This is a genomic window from Pseudomonas sp. P108 (assembly GCF_032613195.1).
Lineage (GTDB): Bacteria > Pseudomonadota > Gammaproteobacteria > Pseudomonadales > Pseudomonadaceae > Aquipseudomonas.
In genome coordinates this window covers 5767926-5785779 of the sequence record NZ_CP126691.1, presented here as the reverse complement: position 1 = coordinate 5785779, position 17854 = coordinate 5767926, and the positions used below count along the sequence as shown (strand labels likewise).

Annotated in this window: 18 protein-coding genes; 8 read left to right on the top strand and 10 right to left on the bottom strand. The window is 60.4% G+C overall.

Features of this window, described 5'->3' with window-relative positions; translation table 11 throughout:
* Window positions 1-56: 56 nt before the first annotated feature.
* From QOM10_RS25520 to QOM10_RS25510, 3 genes are all read right to left on the bottom strand, one after another.
* A complete protein-coding gene (locus tag QOM10_RS25520; protein WP_316917151.1) occupies window positions 57-977 on the bottom strand; it encodes a hypothetical protein in 921 nt (306 codons plus the stop codon).
* A gap of 51 nt (window positions 978-1028) precedes the next feature.
* A complete protein-coding gene (locus QOM10_RS25515) occupies window positions 1029-2108 on the bottom strand; it encodes an endonuclease/exonuclease/phosphatase family protein (RefSeq protein ID WP_127929881.1) in 1080 nt (359 codons plus the stop codon).
* 75 nt (window positions 2109-2183) lie between these two features.
* On the bottom strand, window positions 2184-2858 hold the full coding sequence (locus QOM10_RS25510) for a YciC family protein (RefSeq protein WP_311883536.1): 675 nt from the start codon (window positions 2856-2858) through the stop codon (window positions 2184-2186).
* Window positions 2859-3036: 178 nt separating this feature from the next.
* Between QOM10_RS25510 and QOM10_RS25505 the strand changes: the two genes are divergently transcribed.
* The 3 genes from QOM10_RS25505 to QOM10_RS25495 all read left to right on the top strand — a co-directional run bounded on the left by QOM10_RS25505 (window position 3037) and on the right by QOM10_RS25495 (window position 5033).
* Window positions 3037-3792 carry a DUF2076 domain-containing protein gene (locus tag QOM10_RS25505; RefSeq protein ID WP_316918400.1) on the top strand — a complete coding sequence of 252 codons (756 nt, stop codon included), beginning with the start codon at window positions 3037-3039 and terminating at the stop codon, window positions 3790-3792.
* Between the two features lie 138 nt (window positions 3793-3930).
* On the top strand, window positions 3931-4410 hold the full coding sequence (locus QOM10_RS25500) for an NYN domain-containing protein (protein ID WP_007949802.1): 480 nt from the start codon (window positions 3931-3933) through the stop codon (window positions 4408-4410).
* A gap of 17 nt (window positions 4411-4427) precedes the next feature.
* Window positions 4428-5033: a PolC-type DNA polymerase III gene (locus QOM10_RS25495; protein ID WP_150776461.1), complete on the top strand. Its 606-nt coding sequence runs from the start codon at window positions 4428-4430 to the stop codon at window positions 5031-5033.
* Window positions 5034-5172: 139 nt separating this feature from the next.
* Here the strand turns inward: QOM10_RS25495 and QOM10_RS25490 are convergent, their stop codons facing one another.
* On the bottom strand, window positions 5173-5625 hold the full coding sequence (locus tag QOM10_RS25490) for an Lrp/AsnC family transcriptional regulator (protein ID WP_127929878.1): 453 nt from the start codon (window positions 5623-5625) through the stop codon (window positions 5173-5175).
* Between the two features lie 162 nt (window positions 5626-5787).
* Here QOM10_RS25490 and yedA point away from each other — a divergent pair, with 162 nt between their 5' ends.
* Both yedA and QOM10_RS25480 read left to right on the top strand, forming a co-directional pair.
* Entirely contained in the window at window positions 5788-6723 is a 936-nt protein-coding gene (gene yedA, locus QOM10_RS25485; protein WP_316917150.1) for a drug/metabolite exporter YedA, read from the top strand.
* A 52-nt stretch (window positions 6724-6775) separates the two neighbouring features.
* Window positions 6776-8113, top strand: a complete 1338-nt coding sequence (locus QOM10_RS25480; RefSeq protein WP_316917149.1) for a DEAD/DEAH box helicase — start codon at window positions 6776-6778, stop codon at window positions 8111-8113.
* 298 nt (window positions 8114-8411) lie between these two features.
* On the opposite strand, the gene QOM10_RS25475 is transcribed toward QOM10_RS25480, so the two are convergent.
* Window positions 8412-9659 (bottom strand): TIGR03862 family flavoprotein, encoded by a 1248-nt coding sequence (locus QOM10_RS25475; protein ID WP_316917148.1) that lies wholly within the window; start codon window positions 9657-9659, stop codon window positions 8412-8414.
* Window positions 9660-9949: 290 nt separating this feature from the next.
* Window positions 9950-10870 (bottom strand): histone deacetylase, encoded by a 921-nt coding sequence (locus QOM10_RS25470; RefSeq protein ID WP_150751729.1) that lies wholly within the window; start codon window positions 10868-10870, stop codon window positions 9950-9952.
* Window positions 10871-10952: 82 nt separating this feature from the next.
* Here QOM10_RS25470 and QOM10_RS25465 point away from each other — a divergent pair, with 82 nt between their 5' ends.
* The 3 genes from QOM10_RS25465 to QOM10_RS25455 all read left to right on the top strand — a co-directional run bounded on the left by QOM10_RS25465 (window position 10953) and on the right by QOM10_RS25455 (window position 13093).
* Complete coding sequence (locus QOM10_RS25465) at window positions 10953-11522, top strand: GNAT family N-acetyltransferase (RefSeq protein ID WP_127929873.1); 570 nt, start codon at window positions 10953-10955, stop codon at window positions 11520-11522.
* Window positions 11523-11633: 111 nt separating this feature from the next.
* Window positions 11634-12503 (top strand): acyl-CoA thioesterase II, encoded by an 870-nt coding sequence (gene tesB, locus QOM10_RS25460; RefSeq protein ID WP_122592730.1) that lies wholly within the window; start codon window positions 11634-11636, stop codon window positions 12501-12503.
* Complete coding sequence (locus tag QOM10_RS25455) at window positions 12500-13093, top strand: HAD family hydrolase (RefSeq protein WP_127929872.1); 594 nt, start codon at window positions 12500-12502, stop codon at window positions 13091-13093. The genes tesB and QOM10_RS25455 overlap by 4 nt, the downstream gene beginning before the upstream one ends.
* Window positions 13094-13208: 115 nt before the next feature.
* On the opposite strand, the gene QOM10_RS25450 is transcribed toward QOM10_RS25455, so the two are convergent.
* From QOM10_RS25450 to QOM10_RS25435, 4 genes are all read right to left on the bottom strand, one after another.
* On the bottom strand, window positions 13209-14159 hold the full coding sequence (locus QOM10_RS25450; RefSeq protein WP_316917147.1) for an alpha/beta hydrolase: 951 nt from the start codon (window positions 14157-14159) through the stop codon (window positions 13209-13211).
* Complete coding sequence (locus QOM10_RS25445) at window positions 14160-15047, bottom strand: neutral zinc metallopeptidase (RefSeq protein WP_095121652.1); 888 nt, start codon at window positions 15045-15047, stop codon at window positions 14160-14162.
* Window positions 15048-15239: 192 nt separating this feature from the next.
* Window positions 15240-16073: an aldo/keto reductase gene (locus QOM10_RS25440; protein ID WP_150751726.1), complete on the bottom strand. Its 834-nt coding sequence runs from the start codon at window positions 16071-16073 to the stop codon at window positions 15240-15242.
* Window positions 16057-17796 carry an FAD-dependent oxidoreductase gene (locus tag QOM10_RS25435; protein WP_316917146.1) on the bottom strand — a complete coding sequence of 580 codons (1740 nt, stop codon included), beginning with the start codon at window positions 17794-17796 and terminating at the stop codon, window positions 16057-16059. The genes QOM10_RS25440 and QOM10_RS25435 overlap by 17 nt, the downstream gene beginning before the upstream one ends.
* Window positions 17797-17854 lie beyond the last annotated feature (58 nt).

Sequence of the window (17854 nt, the reverse complement as noted above, 5' to 3'; positions counted from 1 at the left end):
TTCGCGAGCAGGCTCGCTCCCACAGGGTTCGTGGTGGGGCAGCCGGCGATGTGATTTCACTGCTGGGCAAACACGGTTTTAACCCATCCCTGCAGGGTGTACTTCTGATAGATGTGTTCAGGCACATCCACATACGGCTCGCTGATGAACCGTTCCGGAATCACCGGGTTGGCCTCATCGATCACCAGAATGTTCGCCGGGTTGTAAAAGTCATAATCGACCACCCTCTGGTTGGTGGTGATGACTTTTTTCCGTGAAGCCATGGCTTCGAAGAAACGGAAGCTCAACCCGGCCTGACCGGGCTTGGCTATATCGAGAATGATCCGCGAGCGCTTGACCAGCTCGCCGACGGATTGCAGTGACATTCTCTGCTCGAAGAAGGTGATACCCGGATGCGCCCCCGGAACCGGTTTGGACTGAACCAGAAACTTGTAATCGGTCACCCCGAGGCGATCGAATTCCTCTGCCAGACCGGCAAGTGCCGGCACCCGATCCTTGCCCGCCATCACCACAAACGCCGAGTACTCACCGGGCTCTCCGTCCGCGATGTAGTCGTCGTAAATGAAGTTGTAGAGTTTTTTCAGCCCGTAGCTTTCGGCATTTTCCGGGTCGAAGGAAAACACCTCGTCATAACCGGCAAGCGCTTCGCGGGTCATCGGCCAGCGACTGAAGCTGTCGTAGAGGTAGGCGATCTTGTGGTCGGAGACCTTGAGTCCGGCGGCCAACTGGTTTGCATCGATCTGGGCCGGGTTGATGATGAGTGCGACGTCGAAACGTCCATGCGCAGCGATGGCTTTGTTGAACTGGCGTAACTGCGCCCAGCGTTTCAGCGGGCGGCGCAGGATCTTCGGCGCCCGCTCAAAACTGTTCTGCATCGATGACGTATCGATAAAACACACGTCGTTGTCGATCATCAGATAGTCCGCCAGTTTGCGCGCGTAACCACCAATGTCCTTGCACACCAATAAGATTTTCATGGGATTCCATATCGTCAATTCGGGCAACGGGTCGATATTCCTTGGCCCTGCCTAGAGCGCCGCCGGCAGCAGGAAGCGCGCAATCACCGGCAAGTGATCGGAGATGCGCAAGGTATCGTCCTGGCGCACCATCGCTTCCACCCGCTTGATCTTCGGGCTGTAAAACAGATAGTCGACCGTGCGATCCGGGCCGTTCAGGCCAGGATCGTTGGGGTAGTGGGTCAGCCATTGCGCCCGGTCGATGCCGCTGGCTTCGTTGTTGGTCGGGATCATCGGGTATTTGTCCCACAGCAGGTGCAGTTCGCTGTCGGCGGAGTAGGGCGTGCGTTGTTCGGCAGGCAGGCGGCGGTACTGGCCGAGCGGCAACAGATTGAAATCACCACCAATCAACCACGGCAGGCCCTGGCTTTCGTACTTGTCGAGCACTTTGGCCACGGCACTCACTTGTGCCAGCGCGGTGTCATTTGCTTGGCTGGAGCGTTCCAGATGCGTATTGAACACAGTCAGTTGCCCGCCATCGCTCAGTGGCAGTTTGGTCGCGAGCATGGCGTCTTTCGGCTGGAACTGGCGGCTGATGAAGTTGGCGGCAGCCACTGGCAATTGCAGGCGCTCGGCGTGCTCTATGCGATAGCGGCTCAACGTCGCCAGTTGCCGGCCGACGCTGCCAAAGATGTGTCGATCAGGGACGAATTCGGCTTTCCAGTCAAACGCACTGGCGTTGCATGGGTACAGGTCGGCGACCCGTTCCTGCAAGAGCTTGAGCTGGTCCTGATAATCGCTGGCCTTGGCGCCGTCATCGAGCTCCTGCAGCAGCACCACATCGGGCTGCTCATCGCGGATCACTCGCGCCACTTCGTCGAGGCTGAAGGCCATGTCTTCCGGTGTCGGCGCTTCATCGTTGCCCTGGGCCAGATCATTCCAGAACACGTAACGCTTGCCGGCCAGGTACTGCACGTTCCAGGTCATGACTTTCAGCGCCTGGCCCGGCACCAGTGTCGGTGGCGTCCCCGTGCAACTGACCGGCAGGGTTTCGCGAGTGTCGGGGCGCCAGGTCAGGCTGAACAGCAGCCCACCGATCAGGGCGATGGCAAGCACAACAAGCAACAGGGTGTAGCGCAGTAGACGGGTCATGGCTCGGCTTATAGCGTTACAGAAAGTGGCCCCGAGCATACCTGACGGTCGTCTCGAAGCCCAAGCGCAGTGCTGTCAGATTGCTCTGTCACGTTTGTCAGGCAATTCGCTGATCAGCATGAACAGGCGGAACAACACCACACTGGTGAACAGTTGCAGGAAGCTGTGAGCGCTGTCGATCAGTATGGCGATCACAGGATTCTGCGGCTCGGGGTACACCGCCAGTGTCGCGCCTTTGAGCAACCACAGCGGCGTCATCACACAGAGAATGCACAGCAGGATCCGCCAGAAGTGCCCACGGGTCAGGCGCAGGCTTTCTTTCATTGCCTGCAAGGGGCCCATGCCGCGCAGCACCAGCAGGTATTCGCCGAACGCGAGCATGACCATCAACATCAGGCCCGGCAGGAAATACAGCGACAGGCCCAACAGAATCAACAAAGTGTTCAGCGCCGTGAGTAATGCGAAGCGTGGCCACAGAGTGGCGGCCATCGCCAGCAGATCACGATTGCGCGGTGCCTCGCCACGGCTGCGCGCATCAAGGAACAGGATCAGCGCTGCGGTGTACAGCGGATACACCAGCAGACCGACGACGATGCTAATTGCCGAGATGTTTTCCGGCCCGCTGGCGTGATCGACCACTTGTTGCAAGAACGCTTCGAAAATCACCAGCGGCAGGCACAACCGCACGATGCTGCCCAAATGGCGTTTGAAAAAATACAGAGAGTCGCGCAGTACTTCGAGGGCATTCATCAGTCGGTATCGCAGGTGGAAAACAGTGGCTCACTTTAACCGATGATCGCCGGCGCGACACAAACGTAAACATTCGGTAAAGGTCATTGAAACGTTTTGTCACCGTCTCCATTACAGGAGAGCACCTCGGCCAACGTGGACGAGGGCAATGTTATCCCCGGCAATCTACGAGGTCGCCATGAACAGCGAAGAGCAAACCCTGATCGATGGACTGTTTTCCCGGCTGCAGCAGGCCGAAACGGAGGCAGCCCCGCGCGACGCCCAGGCCGAGACGCGGATCAAGGAACACCTGACCCGCCAGCCGGCGGCAGGTTATTTCATGACCCAGGCGATTCTGGTGCAAGAGGCGGCGCTCAAGAGCCTCGACGAGCAGAACAAGCAGTTGACCCGGCAAGTCCAGCAGTTGCAGGCCGAGTTGCAATCGGCCAAGACTCAGAGTGCCGCACCGGCGCCGAGCGGTGGCGGTGGTTTCCTGTCGAGCATTTTTGGTGGCAGCCCGCGTCCGGCGCCAACCCAGAGCGCCCCGGCCTCGACTGGCGGCTGGCGCGAACCGGCACCGCAGCAGAATTATGCGGCCCCGGCGCCACAACAGAACTTCGGCGCAGCGCCGCCTGGTTATGCGCAACAAGCCGCTCCGGCGGCCGGCAGCAGCTTCCTCGGCGGCGCCTTGAAAACTGCGGCCGGTGTAGCTGGTGGCGTGATGCTGGCGCAGGGCATCAGCAGCCTGTTCCATCACAACCAGCAGCCGGAAGAAATCGTTGAAGTGATCAAGGAAGAGCCGGCGCAGGTCGCTGACCAGAGCAGCAATGGCTGGGGCGAAGATCAGCGTGTGGCCGATAACGGCTTCTCTGGCAACGACCAGGGCGGATTCACCGACACCGACTACGGCAACGACAATTCTTCCTTCTTTGATGACGACGATTCCTTCGTCTGATTCACCATTCGTCCGGAGCCCCTGAGGGTTCCGGGCCGATTATTCGCGGAACCCTCCTTCGGACTGGCATACTGAGCGCCTTTTTCGGGCCTGGCGCCTGATCCCGCTTCGTGCGCTTGCGCGCCCACAGGAACTCCGGTGAAAAAAATCGCAGTGTTCGCCGACGTGCAGAACCTCTACTACACCGTGCGTCAGGCCTATGGTTGTCACTTCAACTACGCCGCGCTGTGGGCAGACATCAGCAAGGACGGGCAGATCGTCGAGGCCTACGCCTACGCGATCGACCGTGGCGACAGCAAGCAGCAGCAGTTCCAGCAGATCCTGCGCAATCTGGGCTTCACCGTGAAGCTCAAACCCTACATCCAGCGCAGCGACGGCTCGGCCAAGGGCGACTGGGACGTGGGCATCACCCTCGACATCATGGACGCCGCCGACCACGTCGACGAAATTGTCCTGGCCTCCGGTGACGGCGATTTCGACATGCTGCTCGAACGCATCATCAGCAAACACGGCGTGCAAGCGGTCGCCTATGGCGTGCCCGGCCTGACGGCCAACTCGCTGATCCGCGCCGCCAGCCGTTACGTGCCGATCGAAGGCGCGTTGTTACTCAAGAATTGAACGGAGTTGAACCCGGTTTGGAACGCATTGCAGTCATCGACTTTGAAACCACCGGCCTGTCGCCGAACAGCAGCTGCCGCGCCACGGAAATCGCCGTGGTCATGCTGGAAAACGGCCGCATCGTCGAGCGTTACCAGAGCCTGATGAACGCCGGCGTACGCGTCCCCGCGTTCATCGAACAACTGACCGGCATCAGCAACGCCATGCTGCGCACCGCGCCGCCGGCCGAGCAGGTGATGAACGAGGTCAACGAGTTCGTCGGCTGCACGCCGCTGGTAGCGCATAACGCATCGTTCGACCAGAAGTTCTGGGACTTTGAACTGGGTCGGATCAAGCGCACGCGGTTGCAGAACTTTGCCTGTTCGCTGCTGCTGGCGCGGAGGCTGATGCCGGCGGCGCCGAATCACAAGCTCGGTACGCTGACCACGTTTGCGCGTTTGCCGCATACCGGCCAGGCTCACCGGGCCATGGCCGATGCCGAGATGGCCGCGAATCTGATGGCGCATTTGGCTGATGAGTTGCGGCACAAGCACGGCGTCAGCGAGCTATCGCACGACCTGCTGTGCAAACTGCAAAAAGTCCCGGCCGCGAAAGTCACCGAACACCTCCAACGCTATCGCTGATCCCACAGACCGATCGTTCCCACGCTCTGCGTGGGAATGCCTCAACGGACGCTCCGCGTTCGGCTTTGAACGGGACGCGGAGCGTCCCGGGCTGCATTACCACGCAGAGCGTGGGAACGATCATTCGGGGGGAGCCGAACTATTTGCCGTTGCCTTCGATCTGGCCTAACGGCACGCGCTTTTCGATCGCGCTCGACAACACAATCGAGGTCTTGCTGAAGCCAAACTTCGCCACGCGATTGATCAACTCCTCCAGCTCCGTCATTGATCCCACTGCGGCTTTCATCATCACGCACGGATCGCCCGTGACCCGAAAGCATTCGGTCAGCTGCGGGATTTTTACCAGTTCGTCGTAGACCTTCTGACTGCCGTTCTGGTGCAGGCGCAATTCGATCATGCACTGGATCGGCAGGCCGATTTTCGACAGGTCGATTTTTGCCTCATATCCGGTGATTACCCCGGAGACTTCAAGCTTGGCCACGCGCTCGGCGACGGCGGGGGCGGAGAGGTTCACTTTACGCGCCAGATCGGCGTAGGACGCTCGGCCATTTTCCAGCAGGGCGCTGAGCAGCATGCGGTCGTATTTGTCCAAGGGAAATCTCCTGAAAATGCCAGACTTTCGAAATCTCGGTTTATTCCGTCGATCTCCGTGATTTCAAAAGTGTACTGCCCTGATAAACAGGTTTTGTAACTTATTTTTGCTCTCTGGCCTTTCTAGAATAAGCAGTCCCCGAATCTGACTGTCGAGCTGCCCATGTCTGCCGTGCGCCGTTTTTCCTTACCGCTGATCGCCGCGTTTTTTGCGCTGTATGTGATTTGGGGGTCGACCTATCTGGTGATCCGCATCGGCGTCGAGTACTGGCCGCCGCTGATGCTCGGCGGTGTGCGGTTCGTGATTGCCGGTACGTTGATGTACGCCTTTCTGCGCTGGCGCGGGGCTCCGGCGCCGACCTGGGCGCAGTGGAAAGCGGCGGGGATCATCGGGATTTTGCTGCTCAGTTTCGGTAACGGCGCGGTGAGTGTGGCCGAGCATACTGGCGTGGCTTCGGGGGTGGCGGCATTGGCGGTGGCGACGGTGCCGTTGTTTACTTTGCTCTGTGGTTATTTCTGGGGTGCGCGTAACACCCGCCTGGAATGGGCCGGGGTGGCGTTGGGGATTATCGGCATTGCCATGCTCAACATGGGTTCCAACCTGCAATCGAGTCCGATGGGCGCGGCGCTGCTGATTTTCGCGGCGGCGACCTGGGCGTTCGGTTCGGTATGGAGCAGACATCTGCCGTTGCCGCAGGGCGCGATGGCCAGCGCGGTGGAAATGCTGGTTGGCGGCGTGGTGCTGCTGATCGGCAGCGCTGTCAGTGGCGAGCATCTGCAAGCGATGCCTCCGGTTGAAGGTTGGCTGGCGCTGGCGTACCTGATCTTCTTCGGCTCGATCATCGCCTTCAACTCTTATATGTACCTGCTCAAGCACGTACGCCCGGCGGCGGCGACCAGTTATGCCTACGTCAACCCGGCGGTGGCGGTGTTGCTGGGGATTGTGTTTGTCGGCGAGACCATCGGGATCGAAGAAGCGCTGGCGATGCTGGTGATCATCAGCGCCGTGGTGTTGATTGGTTTGCCGCAGTGGCGCCGCCCGGTACAGCCGCCAGTCGCAGCGCCGACAGCCGTTCCCGCGGAACAGCGTACGAATTAGGGTAAACTGCGCGGCATTGCATGCCCGCGTCATTTTTTCCTACGGTACTTCCATGACTTTCGCCACCCTTGGCCTGATCGAACCCTTGCTGCGCTCCCTCGAGAAGCTCGGCTACCAGACCCCGACGCCGGTTCAGGCGCAAGCCATTCCGGCCGTGCTGGCCGGTCGTGACCTGATGGCAGCGGCCCAGACCGGCACCGGCAAGACCGCCGGTTTCGCCTTGCCGCTGCTGCAGTTGCTGGCCATGGAAGGGCCGAAAGTCGCTGCCAATTCGGCGCGTGCGCTGATTCTGGTGCCGACCCGCGAACTGGCCGAGCAGGTTCACGAAGCCGTGCGCCAGTACGCCGAAAATCTGCCGTTGCGCACTTACGCGGTGTACGGCGGCGTCAGCATCAACCCGCAAATGATGAAGCTGCGCGGCGGCGTCGATGTGCTGGTCGCCACGCCCGGTCGCCTGATCGACCTGTTCCGCCAGAACGCGCTGAAACTCGATCAGCTGCAGACTCTGGTGCTGGATGAAGCCGATCGTATGCTCGACCTGGGCTTCTCCGAAGAACTGGCGAACATTTACCGCATGCTGCCGAAAAAGCGCCAGACCCTGCTGTTCTCCGCGACCTTTTCCGATGACATCCGCCTGCTGGCCGGGCAAATGCTCAACGATCCGCTGAGCATCGAAGTCAGCCCGCGCAACGTCGCCGCCAACACCGTCAAGCAGTGGATCGTCACGGTGGACAAGAAGCGCAAGGCTGAACTGTTCGTGCACCTGATGCGCAAGAACAAGTGGAAGCAGGTGCTGGTGTTCGCCAAGACCCGCAACGGTGTGGATGCGCTGGTGGAAAAACTTCAGGGCCTCGGTGTGAATGCCGACGGTATCCACGGCGACAAACCACAGGCCACCCGTCAGCGCGCGCTGGACCGTTTCAAACTCAGTGAAGTGCAGATTCTCGTGGCCACCGACGTTGCTGCGCGAGGTCTGGATATCGAAGATCTGCCGCTGGTGATCAACTTCGATCTGCCGATCGTGGCTGAAGACTATATTCACCGCATTGGTCGTACCGGCCGTGCGGGTGCAACCGGTGAGGCAATCTCGCTGGTATGCGCGGATGAAGTGAACATGTTGTCGGCGATCGAGATGCTGACGCGTCAGACCTTGAAGCGTCAGAACGAGCCGGATTTCGAACCGGAGCACCGTGTGCCGGATACCGATGCCAGTGGTCAGGTGATCAAGAAGCCGAAGAAACCGAAGAAGCCGAAAGCTTCCGGTGGTGGCGGCAAGCGCAATCTGGGCAAGTGGGTCGACAGCGGCGAGACGCAGGCGCCGGAGCCTTCGATCAAGCCTGTGCGTAAAGTGCCGGTGTTCAACACTGGACCGCGCAAGCGTAAACCTTAAGGTCAAAAGCCCCTCACCCTAGCCCTCTCCCCGAGGGAGAGGGGACTGATTGGGGGATGCTCCCGAAGTACGCCGACCTGATCCTATGGCTGTGAATCCATAATCGACAAAGCTTTCGCCTGACACCTAGGTCGTCTGACCAAATCCATAATCGACTCGGTGTTTCAGGTCGATGTATGGCGCCAGATACCTCGGTCGGCTGGCCGAAGCCATAATCGACTCGTTGTTTCAGGTCGACGGATGACGTCAGACACCTCGGTCAGCTCCCTCTCCTCTGGGAGAGGGCTGGGGTGAGGGTTCAGGCAGACGCCTCGGACTTGAGCCACTGCACAATTCCCAACCCCGCCGCCCGCCCGCTGGCAAAACACCCCGTCAGCAAATAGCCGCCCGTCGGCGCCTCCCAATCGAGCATCTCGCCTGCGCAGAACACCCCCGGCAACACCTTGAGCATCAAGCGCTCATCCATCGCCTCGAACGTCACGCCCCCGGCACTGCTGATCGCCTCGTCCAATGGCCGCGTTTTGAGCAGAGTCAGCGGCAACGCTTTGATCGCCCGCGCCAACAGCGCCGGATCAGCAAACGTCGCAGCATCAGTCAGTTCACGCAACAACGCCGCTTTCACCCCATCAATGCCGACCTGACTGTGCAGATGCTTGGCCATCGAGCGCGATCCGCGTGGCTTGCTCAATGCCGCCTGCAATTTATCCACAGGCCGGCCGGGCAGCAGGTCGATGTGAACAACCGCCGCGCCATACTGATTGATCGCCTCTCTAATCGGCGCCGACAGCGCATAAATCAGACTGCCTTCAATCCCGGTCGCGGTAATCACGCATTCGCCCAAGCGCGGAACGTCGTCGTTCAAGCCGATGGCGATATTTTTCAGCGGCGCACCGGCGAATTTGCTGACCATCAGTTCGCTCCAGGCCTGCACTTCGAAGCCGCAATTACTCGGCTGCAACGGCGCCAGTCCTACACTGTGCTGCTCCAGAGCCAGCATCCACGCACCGTCGGAACCGAGCCGCGACCAACTGCCACCGCCGAGGGCGAGCAGGGTGGCGTCGGGTTTGACGGTGATTTCACCTTCCGGGCTGTCGATGCGCAGCGCGCCGTGTTCATCCCAACCGAGCCAGCGATGGCGGGTGTGGATAACTACGCCACTGTCGCGCAGGCGTTTGAGCCAGGCACGCAACAGTGGCGCGGCTTTCATGTCGGTGGGAAACACGCGGCCGGAGCTGCCGATGAAGGTTTCGATGCCCAGATCATGAATCCATTGGCACAACGCATCGGCGTCGAAGCTGCGCAGTAACGGTGCGATCTGCGGTGCGCGCTCGGAGTAGCGCGAGAGGAACGCCGGGTAGGCTTCGGAGTGGGTGATGTTCATCCCGCCGACGCCGGCCAGCAGGAATTTGCGGCCCACCGAGGGCATGCCGTCGTAGAGATCGACGCGAACTCCGGCCTGGCTCAGCACTTCAGCGGCCATCAGGCCGGCGGGGCCACCGCCGATGATGGCGACGTGAGCGGGGGAGGAGGCGGAAGTCTGGGTCATGGCATGCGCTGCGGTATGGCGGGATAAGGCGCGCATTCTAACAGCGCAAACCAATGTGGGAGATCCCTGTGGGAGCGAGCCTGCTCGCGAAAGCGGTGGGTCAGTCAGTTTGAATTTGAATGTACTGGCGCCTTCGCGAGCAGGCTCGCTCCCACGGGGATTTCTGTGGATCAGTATCTGGTTAAAAATTAGCCAGTGTTCTGTAGGCCACAGTAGGTATGGCCTGTAGTCCCTTTCACTCAGGTTATCCACAGGCCGTTCCACAGCGATTGTGGGTAACGCAGCACAGCTCAATGACAACCGTGTGACTGCCAGACCCGCTGTGCGCTGTGATGGAGGATGCCGTGGCGGCGGGCGAGGGCGTGGCGGTCCTTGCTGTAGCCGCCGCCGATCACGCCCATCACCGGAATGTCGCGGCCCAGGCAATGGCGCATCACGCTTTCATCGCGGGCGGCGACGCCTTCGTCGGTCAGTTGCAGGTAACCGAGGGCGTCGTCCTTGTGCACATCGACACCGGCGTCGTACAGCACCAGATCCGGTTGGTACAGCGGCAGCAGGTAGTTGAGCGTATCGTCGACCACCTTCAAATAATCGGCATCGCCCATGCCTTTGGGCAGCGGAATGTCCCAGTCACTTTGCGCTTTGCGTGCGGGAAAATTCTTCTCGCAGTGCAGGGAAACGGTAATCGCCTCCGGCGTGTCATGCAGGATTCGTGCGGTGCCGTCGCCCTGATGCACATCGCAATCGAAGATCAGCACGCGATTCACTCGACCGCTTTGCAGCAGGTATTGGCTGATGATCGCCAGGTCATTGAAGATGCAGAATCCTGCCGGGTAGTCGTAATGCGCATGGTGAGTACCGCCGGCCAGATGACAGGCCAGGCCATGTTCGAGGGCTTTCTCCGCGGCCAGAATCGAACCGCCGACCGCTCGCACCGTGCGCCGGGCCAGTGCTTCATTCCATGGCAAGCCTAGACGCCGCTGGTCTTCGCGGGACAACTCGCCGCTCATGTAGCGTTCGATATACGCACGGTCATGGGCGAGGGCGAGGATGTCGTTGGGGCAAATCTCGGGTCGAAGCAGATCGCCATCGCGGGTCAGGCCGCTGTCGACCAGGTGATCGCGCAGCAAACGAAACTTGTCCATCGGGAAGCGGTGATCCGCCGGAAACTCGGGGCTGTAGTCTTCGTGGTAGATCAGCGGCAATGGCATGGCGATTTCGTGTAGGAACGTAGGAATGAGTGAAGGATCCTACCAGCGATGTAGACTTGCGGCATGGAAACGGAGGGGCACGATGGAGCCGATACTGGAACTGCAAAGCGCACGCTTGCTGATGCGTCAGTGGCAGGACGAGGATTTGCCAGCATTTGCAGCGATGTGCGCCGATCCTCAGGTGATGCGCTACTTCCCGGCAGCGTTGAGCCGACTGGAAAGCGCCTCGATGATCGGCCGCGTGCGTGGGCATTTTGCCGAGCACGGTTTTGGCCTTTGGGCGCTGGAGCGCAAGGACAGCGGTGAATTCATCGGTTTCACCGGGCTCGGCGTGGTTGGCTTTGATGCGCCGTTCACTCCGGCAGTGGAGATCGGCTGGCGTCTGGCCAAGGAACATTGGGGCCTGGGCTATGCCAGCGAAGCGGCGTGGACCGCTCTGCGTTGCGGCTTTGATCGGTTGGCGCTCAAGGAAATAGTTTCCTTCACCGCGCAATCCAATCTGCCCTCAGAGAAAGTCATGCAGGCGATCGGCATGCATCACGCCCCGGAAGATGATTTCGATCATCCGAAACTGGCCGTCGATCATCCGTTGCGTCGGCATGTGCTGTACCGCATCACTCGGGAACAATGGCTGCAAACCTTGCATGGATAAGCCGACACGGACGTTTACAATGGCCGCCATATCATTGGCCCGCGCCATAATCTGAATCGGCCGCCGCAGCCAAGACTGCGCGGCATATAGCTTTGTGTGAGGAGAGTCTGAATGAGCCAAGTGTTGGAAGATCTGGTCGACTTGCTGACCCTGGAACCGATCGAAGAAAACCTGTTCCGTGGCCGTAGCCAGGACCTGGGTTTCCGCCAGTTGTTCGGTGGTCAGGTGCTCGGCCAGTCGCTGTCGGCGGCCAGTCAGACGGTTGAAGAGGCGCGTCATGTGCACTCGATGCACGGCTATTTCCTGCGCCCGGGCGACGCCAAGTTGCCGGTGGTCTATTCGGTTGATCGCGTGCGTGATGGCGGCAGCTTCAGCACCCGCCGCGTCACGGCGATCCAGAAGGGCCATCCGATCTTCACCTGCAGCGCATCGTTTCAATACGACGAGGCAGGGTTCGAACACCAGAGCCAGATGCCCCAGGTGGTCGGCCCGGAAAACCTGCCGTCGGAGCTGGAGTTGTTCCAGCAACGCGCGCAACTGATTCCCGAGCACATGCGTGAAAAACTGCTGTGCCCGAAACCGATCGAAGTACGCCCGGTCACCGAAAAAGACCCGTACAACCCGCAGCCGGCCGATCCGGTGAAGTACGTGTGGTTCCGTGCCGACGGCGCATTGGCCGACATCCCGGCGCTGCACAAATACCTGCTGGCCTACGCCTCGGACTTTGGCCTGCTGACCACCTCGATGCTGCCTCACGGCAAATCGGTCTGGCAGAAAGACATGCAGGTCGCCAGCCTCGATCACGCGCTGTGGTTCCACAACGATCTGCGCGCCGATGACTGGTTGCTCTACGCGATGGACAGCCCGTGGGCCGGTAATTCCCGTGGTTTCTCCCGTGGCAGCGTGTACAACCGTGCCGGGCAACTGGTCGCGTCGGTGACGCAGGAAGGCTTGATCCGTCATCGCAAGGATTGGGCATGAGCCTGAAAGAGGTGAAGCACTGGGTGTTCGACATGGACGGCACGCTGACGGTCGCCGTGCATGATTTCGCGGCAATTCGCGTGGCGCTGGCGATTCCGCCGGAAGACGACATCCTCACTCATCTCGCCGCATTGCCGGCGGATGAGGCGGCAGTGAAACACGCATGGCTGTTGGAGCATGAACGCGATCTGGCGCTGGGTTCGACCCCGGCGACCGGTGCGGTGGAGCTGGTGCGTGATCTGCATGCGCGCGGTTATCGCCTCGGCATCCTCACTCGCAATGCGCGGGAATTGGCGCATGTGACGCTGGATGCCATTGGTTTGGCTGACTGCTTTGCGGTGGACGATGTGTTGGGCCGCGATGAAGCGCCGCCGAAGCCGCATCCGGGTGGCTTGCTGAAACTGGCAGACGCTTGGGACGTGCCGGCCAGCGAGATGGTGATGGTCGGTGATTACCGCTTTGATCTGGATTGCGGCCGAGCGGCGGGGGCGCGGACGGTGTTGGTGAATTTGCCGGATAACCCGTGGCCGGAGTTGACCGATTGGCATGCGAAGGATTGTGTCGAGTTGCGGCGGATGCTTCTGGCCTGAAATCTTGGGTGCCTTAGCGGGCCTCATCGCGAGCAGGCTCACTCCTACAATTGGAATGCGTTCCCCTGTAGGAGTGAGCCTGCTCGCGATGGCGTCAGATCAATCAGCACAAAACTTATTCGAACAACGCCTTTTGCCCCTCCGGCGAGGTCAGCATCCCATCGCCGTTATGCCCGACCCCGGGCACTTCAACCAACCGCTGATTCACCCCTTCCGGATGGCGGCGCAGCAAATACCCGAAGTACAACTTCCCCCGCTCCAGGCGATACGCACCTTGCGCCTCGGCTTCACAACGCTTGTCCAACGCTGGATGCTTGGGATCGACGTCCTGCTGCCCAAGCAGATAAATCACCTCGCGTTTGACGTAACTGCTTTCAAGCTGCAACGGCGTTTGCCCACCGGCATACACCGGCATGTCTGACAGACCGTACTTCCAGCGGTTGAAGCCCGCACACTTCGCATGATCAAACGCCACTGGCCGTTGTTCATTGAAGTAGGCATAAGAAGACGGATTGGCCACCACATAGCGCAGACCAATGCCGTTGGCCTTCAGCGCCGGTTGATCCTTGGCCAGCAGGGCATAGCGCTGTACAACCTGGCCGCCGCCGGAATGACCGAAGATTACGATCTGCTTTACGTCCGGAAACTGTTTGCGATCGCTGATCCGTCCGATGATTTCGTCGAGCGCCGCATAGGAACTCAACGGATTCGGCCCTGTGGATAACCCGCCGCCCATCCAGTCGTTGCCCTGCCAGCGCAGGACTGTGGCGGGCAACGAGTACAGGGCAACGTCGCTTTCATTGAGAAACTGCGGGGCAATCACCAAGGTGTGCGTGGTTTGTCCCGCCAGCTCGGCCGCACTCTCGGCGCTTTTGCGATAGGTCTCGGCGTTGCGTAATCGGCCATGAATGACGATCAGCACTCGCTCGATCTTCTCCGGCGCAGGCCCGATGCCTACCGCCATTTCCCCGGCCTTGAGTTGCAAGCGACCGGGGCTGATCGCATCGACACCAGCGGCGTGCGCGGTGCTGCCAACAATCAGTAACGCCAAAAGCCATTTATGCATTTACAGGTTTTTCGCCGCGAAGGTGTCGCACTGGCCGACCTGGCCCTGCGCGAATCCGGTTTTGAACCAGCGCACCCTTTGCGCCGACGTACCGTGAGTAAACGAGTCCGGCACCACACGGCCCTGACCCTGTTGTTGCAGGCGATCATCACCGATGGCGTTGGCCGCATTCAAGGCTTCTTCGATGTCGCCCGGTTCCAGCCAGTTCAAGCGCTTCTGTGCGCTGTAGGCCCAGACACCAGCGAGGCAGTCGGCCTGCAGTTCCTGGCGCACCAGCAAGCCGCCATCGCCTTCCATCTGCCGGCCTTGCTGGCGGGCTGTCTGAATTTTCGCCGAAACGCCAAGAAGCGTCTGCACATGGTGTCCGACTTCATGCGCGATTACGTAGGCCTGAGCAAAGTCCCCGGCGGCTTTGAAGCGTTGTGACATTTCCTGGAAGAACGCCATGTCCAGATAGACCTTCTGGTCCGCCGGGCAATAGAACGGGCCGGTCGCCGAGGTCGCGAGACCGCAGGCGGAATTGACCCGATTACTGAACAGCACCAGGGTCGGGTCTTTATATTGCCGGCCAGCCTGTTGGAAAATCGTGCCCCAGGTGTCTTCGGTATCGCCAAGGATCGAGCGGACGAATTCGGCTTGCTCATCGTTGGCTGGCGGCGCCTGACGGGTTTGCGAGGTCGGCGCCGATTGTTGGGTGGATTGCCCGGCGAGCTGGCCGAGAATCTGCAACGGGTCTTGCCCGGTGATCCAGCCAATACCGACGATCAGCAGAATCGCGCCCAGGCTCAGGCCCTTGCCACCGCCGAAACGCATGCCGCCACCGCCGCCGGCATCATCACCACGGGCATCGACGACGTTGTCACTGCGTCGGCCTTTTTTCCATAGCATGTGGGAATCCTCTGTGTGTATCGGGTGGTGATGAGTGTTGCTGTTGTGTGAGTGTGGCGCCAGTCCGGTCGTCCGTCTATTGGCCACACGCAAACAGGCCCGGCCTCGTGCTGACGAGGTCGGGCCTGTTATTGACGGTCTGGCGCGCGGCAAATTCAATCCCGCGCAGGATTTCTATCGCTGGATTATCAATCAGCGATCAAACGCATCCCACTCAGGGGCGAAATCCGGACTGACCTGACGTTCACGTTTCGATAGCGCGGCGATCAGCGCCCGATCCTCATCGTCGAGTTCGACCTTCAGCGAGGCGAGGTTGGCCAGTTGATTGGTCTGGCTGCTGGCCTTGGGAATGGCCGCGACGTTGGGCTGATCGAGCAACCATTTCAGTGCGACCTGCGTCGGCAGTACGCCGTGCTTTTTGGCGATCTGTTGAATCTGCGGGATGTCCGAGACCTTGTTGCGTGCCAGTGGGGTGTAGGCCGTCAGTGCCATGTCGTGTTGACGAGCGTAGTCGAGCAGGGCGTTTTGCCCGAGCAGGACGTGGTACTCGACCTGAATCGCTGACAGACCAATCCCATATTCCTCGACGACTTTGCGTAGCAGGGGCAGCGGAAAATTCGCCACGCCGATGTTGCGCGCCAGGCCTTGCTCCTTGAACGAGGCCAACGTGGCGAGGGTGCTTGGCAAATCCCAGTCGGTGGTCGGCCAGTGGATCATGAACAGGTCGACGTAATCACTGCGCAGGGCTGTGAGGCTGCGATCCATGGAGTGGCGCATCGCGTCGGGTTGCAACTGGTCCCACCAGACCTTGGTGGTGACATGAATCTGTTCGCGCGGTGTCGGCGTATTCGCCAACGCTTGTCCGACGGCGTCTTCGTTGTTGTAGGCCGCTGCCGTGTCGATGTGGCGATAACCCAGTTCCAGCGCCTGCTCTACTGCGTGGGTGCATTCGTCGCCGAGCATTGGCCAGGTGCCGAGGCCAAGTTTTGGCATGTTCAAACCCTGGGCGTTAACGATGTGCTGCATGGTCGATCTCCTGTTCGAAAGCAGTGATGTCGGCAATATGCCGGGCGGCGATGTAACCGAAAGTCAGTGCCGGGCCGAGGTTGATCCCGCCCGCCGGATAGTGGCCGCCCATGATGCTGGCCATGTCGCCACCCGCCGCGTAGAGGCCGGCGATGGGCTGTTCGTTGGCATCCAGCACTTGCGCATGTGGATTGACCTTGAGGCCGGCAAACGTGCCAAAGCAGCCCGGCTGGACTTTCACGGCGTAGTACGGGCCGGTATCTATTGGGGCAACGCAGGGGTTGGGAAGGTTCGCCGGATCACCCTGTTTGCGGTTGTAGGGAGTTGCGCCGCGACCGAACAACGGGTCTTCGCCGTGACGGGCATGGCGGTTGTAGTTATCCACAGTCTGGCGCAAGCCGCTCGGGTCGATGCCGCAGGCGAGGGCCAATTCTTCAACGGTGTTGCCGGTTTTCAGATAGCCGCTGCGGATAAATGCTGACACGGGCAGCGGAAATGGCCGCGATATGCCCAAGCCATAACGACGTTGAAAGGCGCGAGTGCAAATTAGCCAGGAAGCAACTTCTTCACCTTCCGGCGCAGCAGCGACCATGGCGCTGACGTAGTCGTAGTAACCGTTGGCTTCGTTGACGAAACGTTGGCCGTTGCGCAGAACCCCGATGATCCCGGGTTTGCCGCGCTCGATGATGTGTGGGAAATGACCAATGCTGCCGTCGGAATGTGGCACTTGCGATACCGGCGCCCACGCCACGGGCGAAGCCACATCGGTATTGACCCGCGCACCGACGCTTTCGCCCAGACGCAAACCATCGCCGTTGACGGCCAGCGGTGGTAGCGCCCAATGCTCGTGACCGGTCGGCGTGCGCGGAAACAAGTTTTTGCGCCGCTCGATGTCATTGGCAAAACCACCCGCGGCGAGTACTACGGCTTTGCGTGCATGAATGCGGATCGGGCCCTTGCGGGTGTTGACCAGCGCGCCCGAGACGCGCGAGCCATCACGCAGCAATTCAGTCACAGGCGCCGATTCCCACAGCAACACGCCGAGGTCTTCGGCGGACTTCGCCAGCCGTGCCACCAGTGCCACGCCGTTGACCAGTTGCATCGCCCGGCCATGCACTGCGAGGTCGAACAGGTGCCGAGTGAAACGTTGGGTCACATGCCATGCGGCTTTCATTGAGCGCGTCAGATTGAGGAAGGCCGACAGATCCACCCCGGCCATGATCGGCATGCCCATGAAGGACGTTTCGCGCAGGGTGGTACGAAGGCGCCTGAGCAAACGTCCGACCTTGCGTCCGTCGTAAGGCGCCGCGATGACCGAGCGACCGCCAGTGCCGGCCCCCGGCGTGTCGCCATGAATGTCGGCAATGGCATTGCCATCGGCAAATTGCAGCGCGGTGTGCTGCTCGAAAAACGCGACCATGCGCGGCCCTGCTTCAAGGAAGGCGTCGATCATCGCCGAATCAAAATGCTCACCCAGTTCATGGCGCAAATAGGTGCGCGGTTGTTCGATGTCTTCGACGATTCCAGCGCGACGGGCCAGCGGATTGCACGGCACCCAAGCCCAGCCACCCGACCACGCAGTGGCGCCACCGAACACCGGGTCTTTCTCGACAACGATGACTTTCAAGCCATGCCACGCAGCGGTGACGGCGGCCGATAACCCGGCGGCGCCAGAACCGACGACCAATACGTCGCAGTCGATATCGGGAAGTTCGGCAGACATGAAAGCAACGCTCCAGCGGTGAATTATTTTTGGAATTTGATTCCAGAAAATAACCAGT

Bases quoted from the DNA above. Each gene is read 5' to 3' on its own strand.
- QOM10_RS25440 (WP_150751726.1), bottom strand. From the start codon at position 16,073: ATGCAGCACATCGTTAACGCCCAGGGTTTGAACATGCCAAAACTTGGC.
- QOM10_RS25520 (WP_316917151.1), bottom strand. From the start codon at position 977: ATGAAAATCTTATTGGTGTGCAAGGACATTGGTGGTTACGCGCGCAAA.
- QOM10_RS25445 (WP_095121652.1), bottom strand. From the start codon at position 15,047: ATGCTATGGAAAAAAGGCCGACGCAGTGACAACGTCGTCGATGCCCGT.
- QOM10_RS25515 (WP_127929881.1), bottom strand. From the start codon at position 2,108: ATGACCCGTCTACTGCGCTACACCCTGTTGCTTGTTGTGCTTGCCATC.
- tesB (WP_122592730.1), top strand. From the start codon at position 11,634: ATGAGCCAAGTGTTGGAAGATCTGGTCGACTTGCTGACCCTGGAACCG.
- QOM10_RS25470 (WP_150751729.1), bottom strand. From the start codon at position 10,870: ATGCCATTGCCGCTGATCTACCACGAAGACTACAGCCCCGAGTTTCCG.
- QOM10_RS25510 (WP_311883536.1), bottom strand. From the start codon at position 2,858: ATGAATGCCCTCGAAGTACTGCGCGACTCTCTGTATTTTTTCAAACGC.
- QOM10_RS25450 (WP_316917147.1), bottom strand. From the start codon at position 14,159: ATGCATAAATGGCTTTTGGCGTTACTGATTGTTGGCAGCACCGCGCAC.
- QOM10_RS25505 (WP_316918400.1), top strand. From the start codon at position 3,037: ATGAACAGCGAAGAGCAAACCCTGATCGATGGACTGTTTTCCCGGCTG.
- QOM10_RS25435 (WP_316917146.1), bottom strand. From the start codon at position 17,796: ATGTCTGCCGAACTTCCCGATATCGACTGCGACGTATTGGTCGTCGGT.
- yedA (WP_316917150.1), top strand. From the start codon at position 5,788: ATGTCTGCCGTGCGCCGTTTTTCCTTACCGCTGATCGCCGCGTTTTTT.
- QOM10_RS25455 (WP_127929872.1), top strand. From the start codon at position 12,500: ATGAGCCTGAAAGAGGTGAAGCACTGGGTGTTCGACATGGACGGCACG.
- QOM10_RS25480 (WP_316917149.1), top strand. From the start codon at position 6,776: ATGACTTTCGCCACCCTTGGCCTGATCGAACCCTTGCTGCGCTCCCTC.
- QOM10_RS25465 (WP_127929873.1), top strand. From the start codon at position 10,953: ATGGAGCCGATACTGGAACTGCAAAGCGCACGCTTGCTGATGCGTCAG.
- QOM10_RS25475 (WP_316917148.1), bottom strand. From the start codon at position 9,659: ATGACCCAGACTTCCGCCTCCTCCCCCGCTCACGTCGCCATCATCGGC.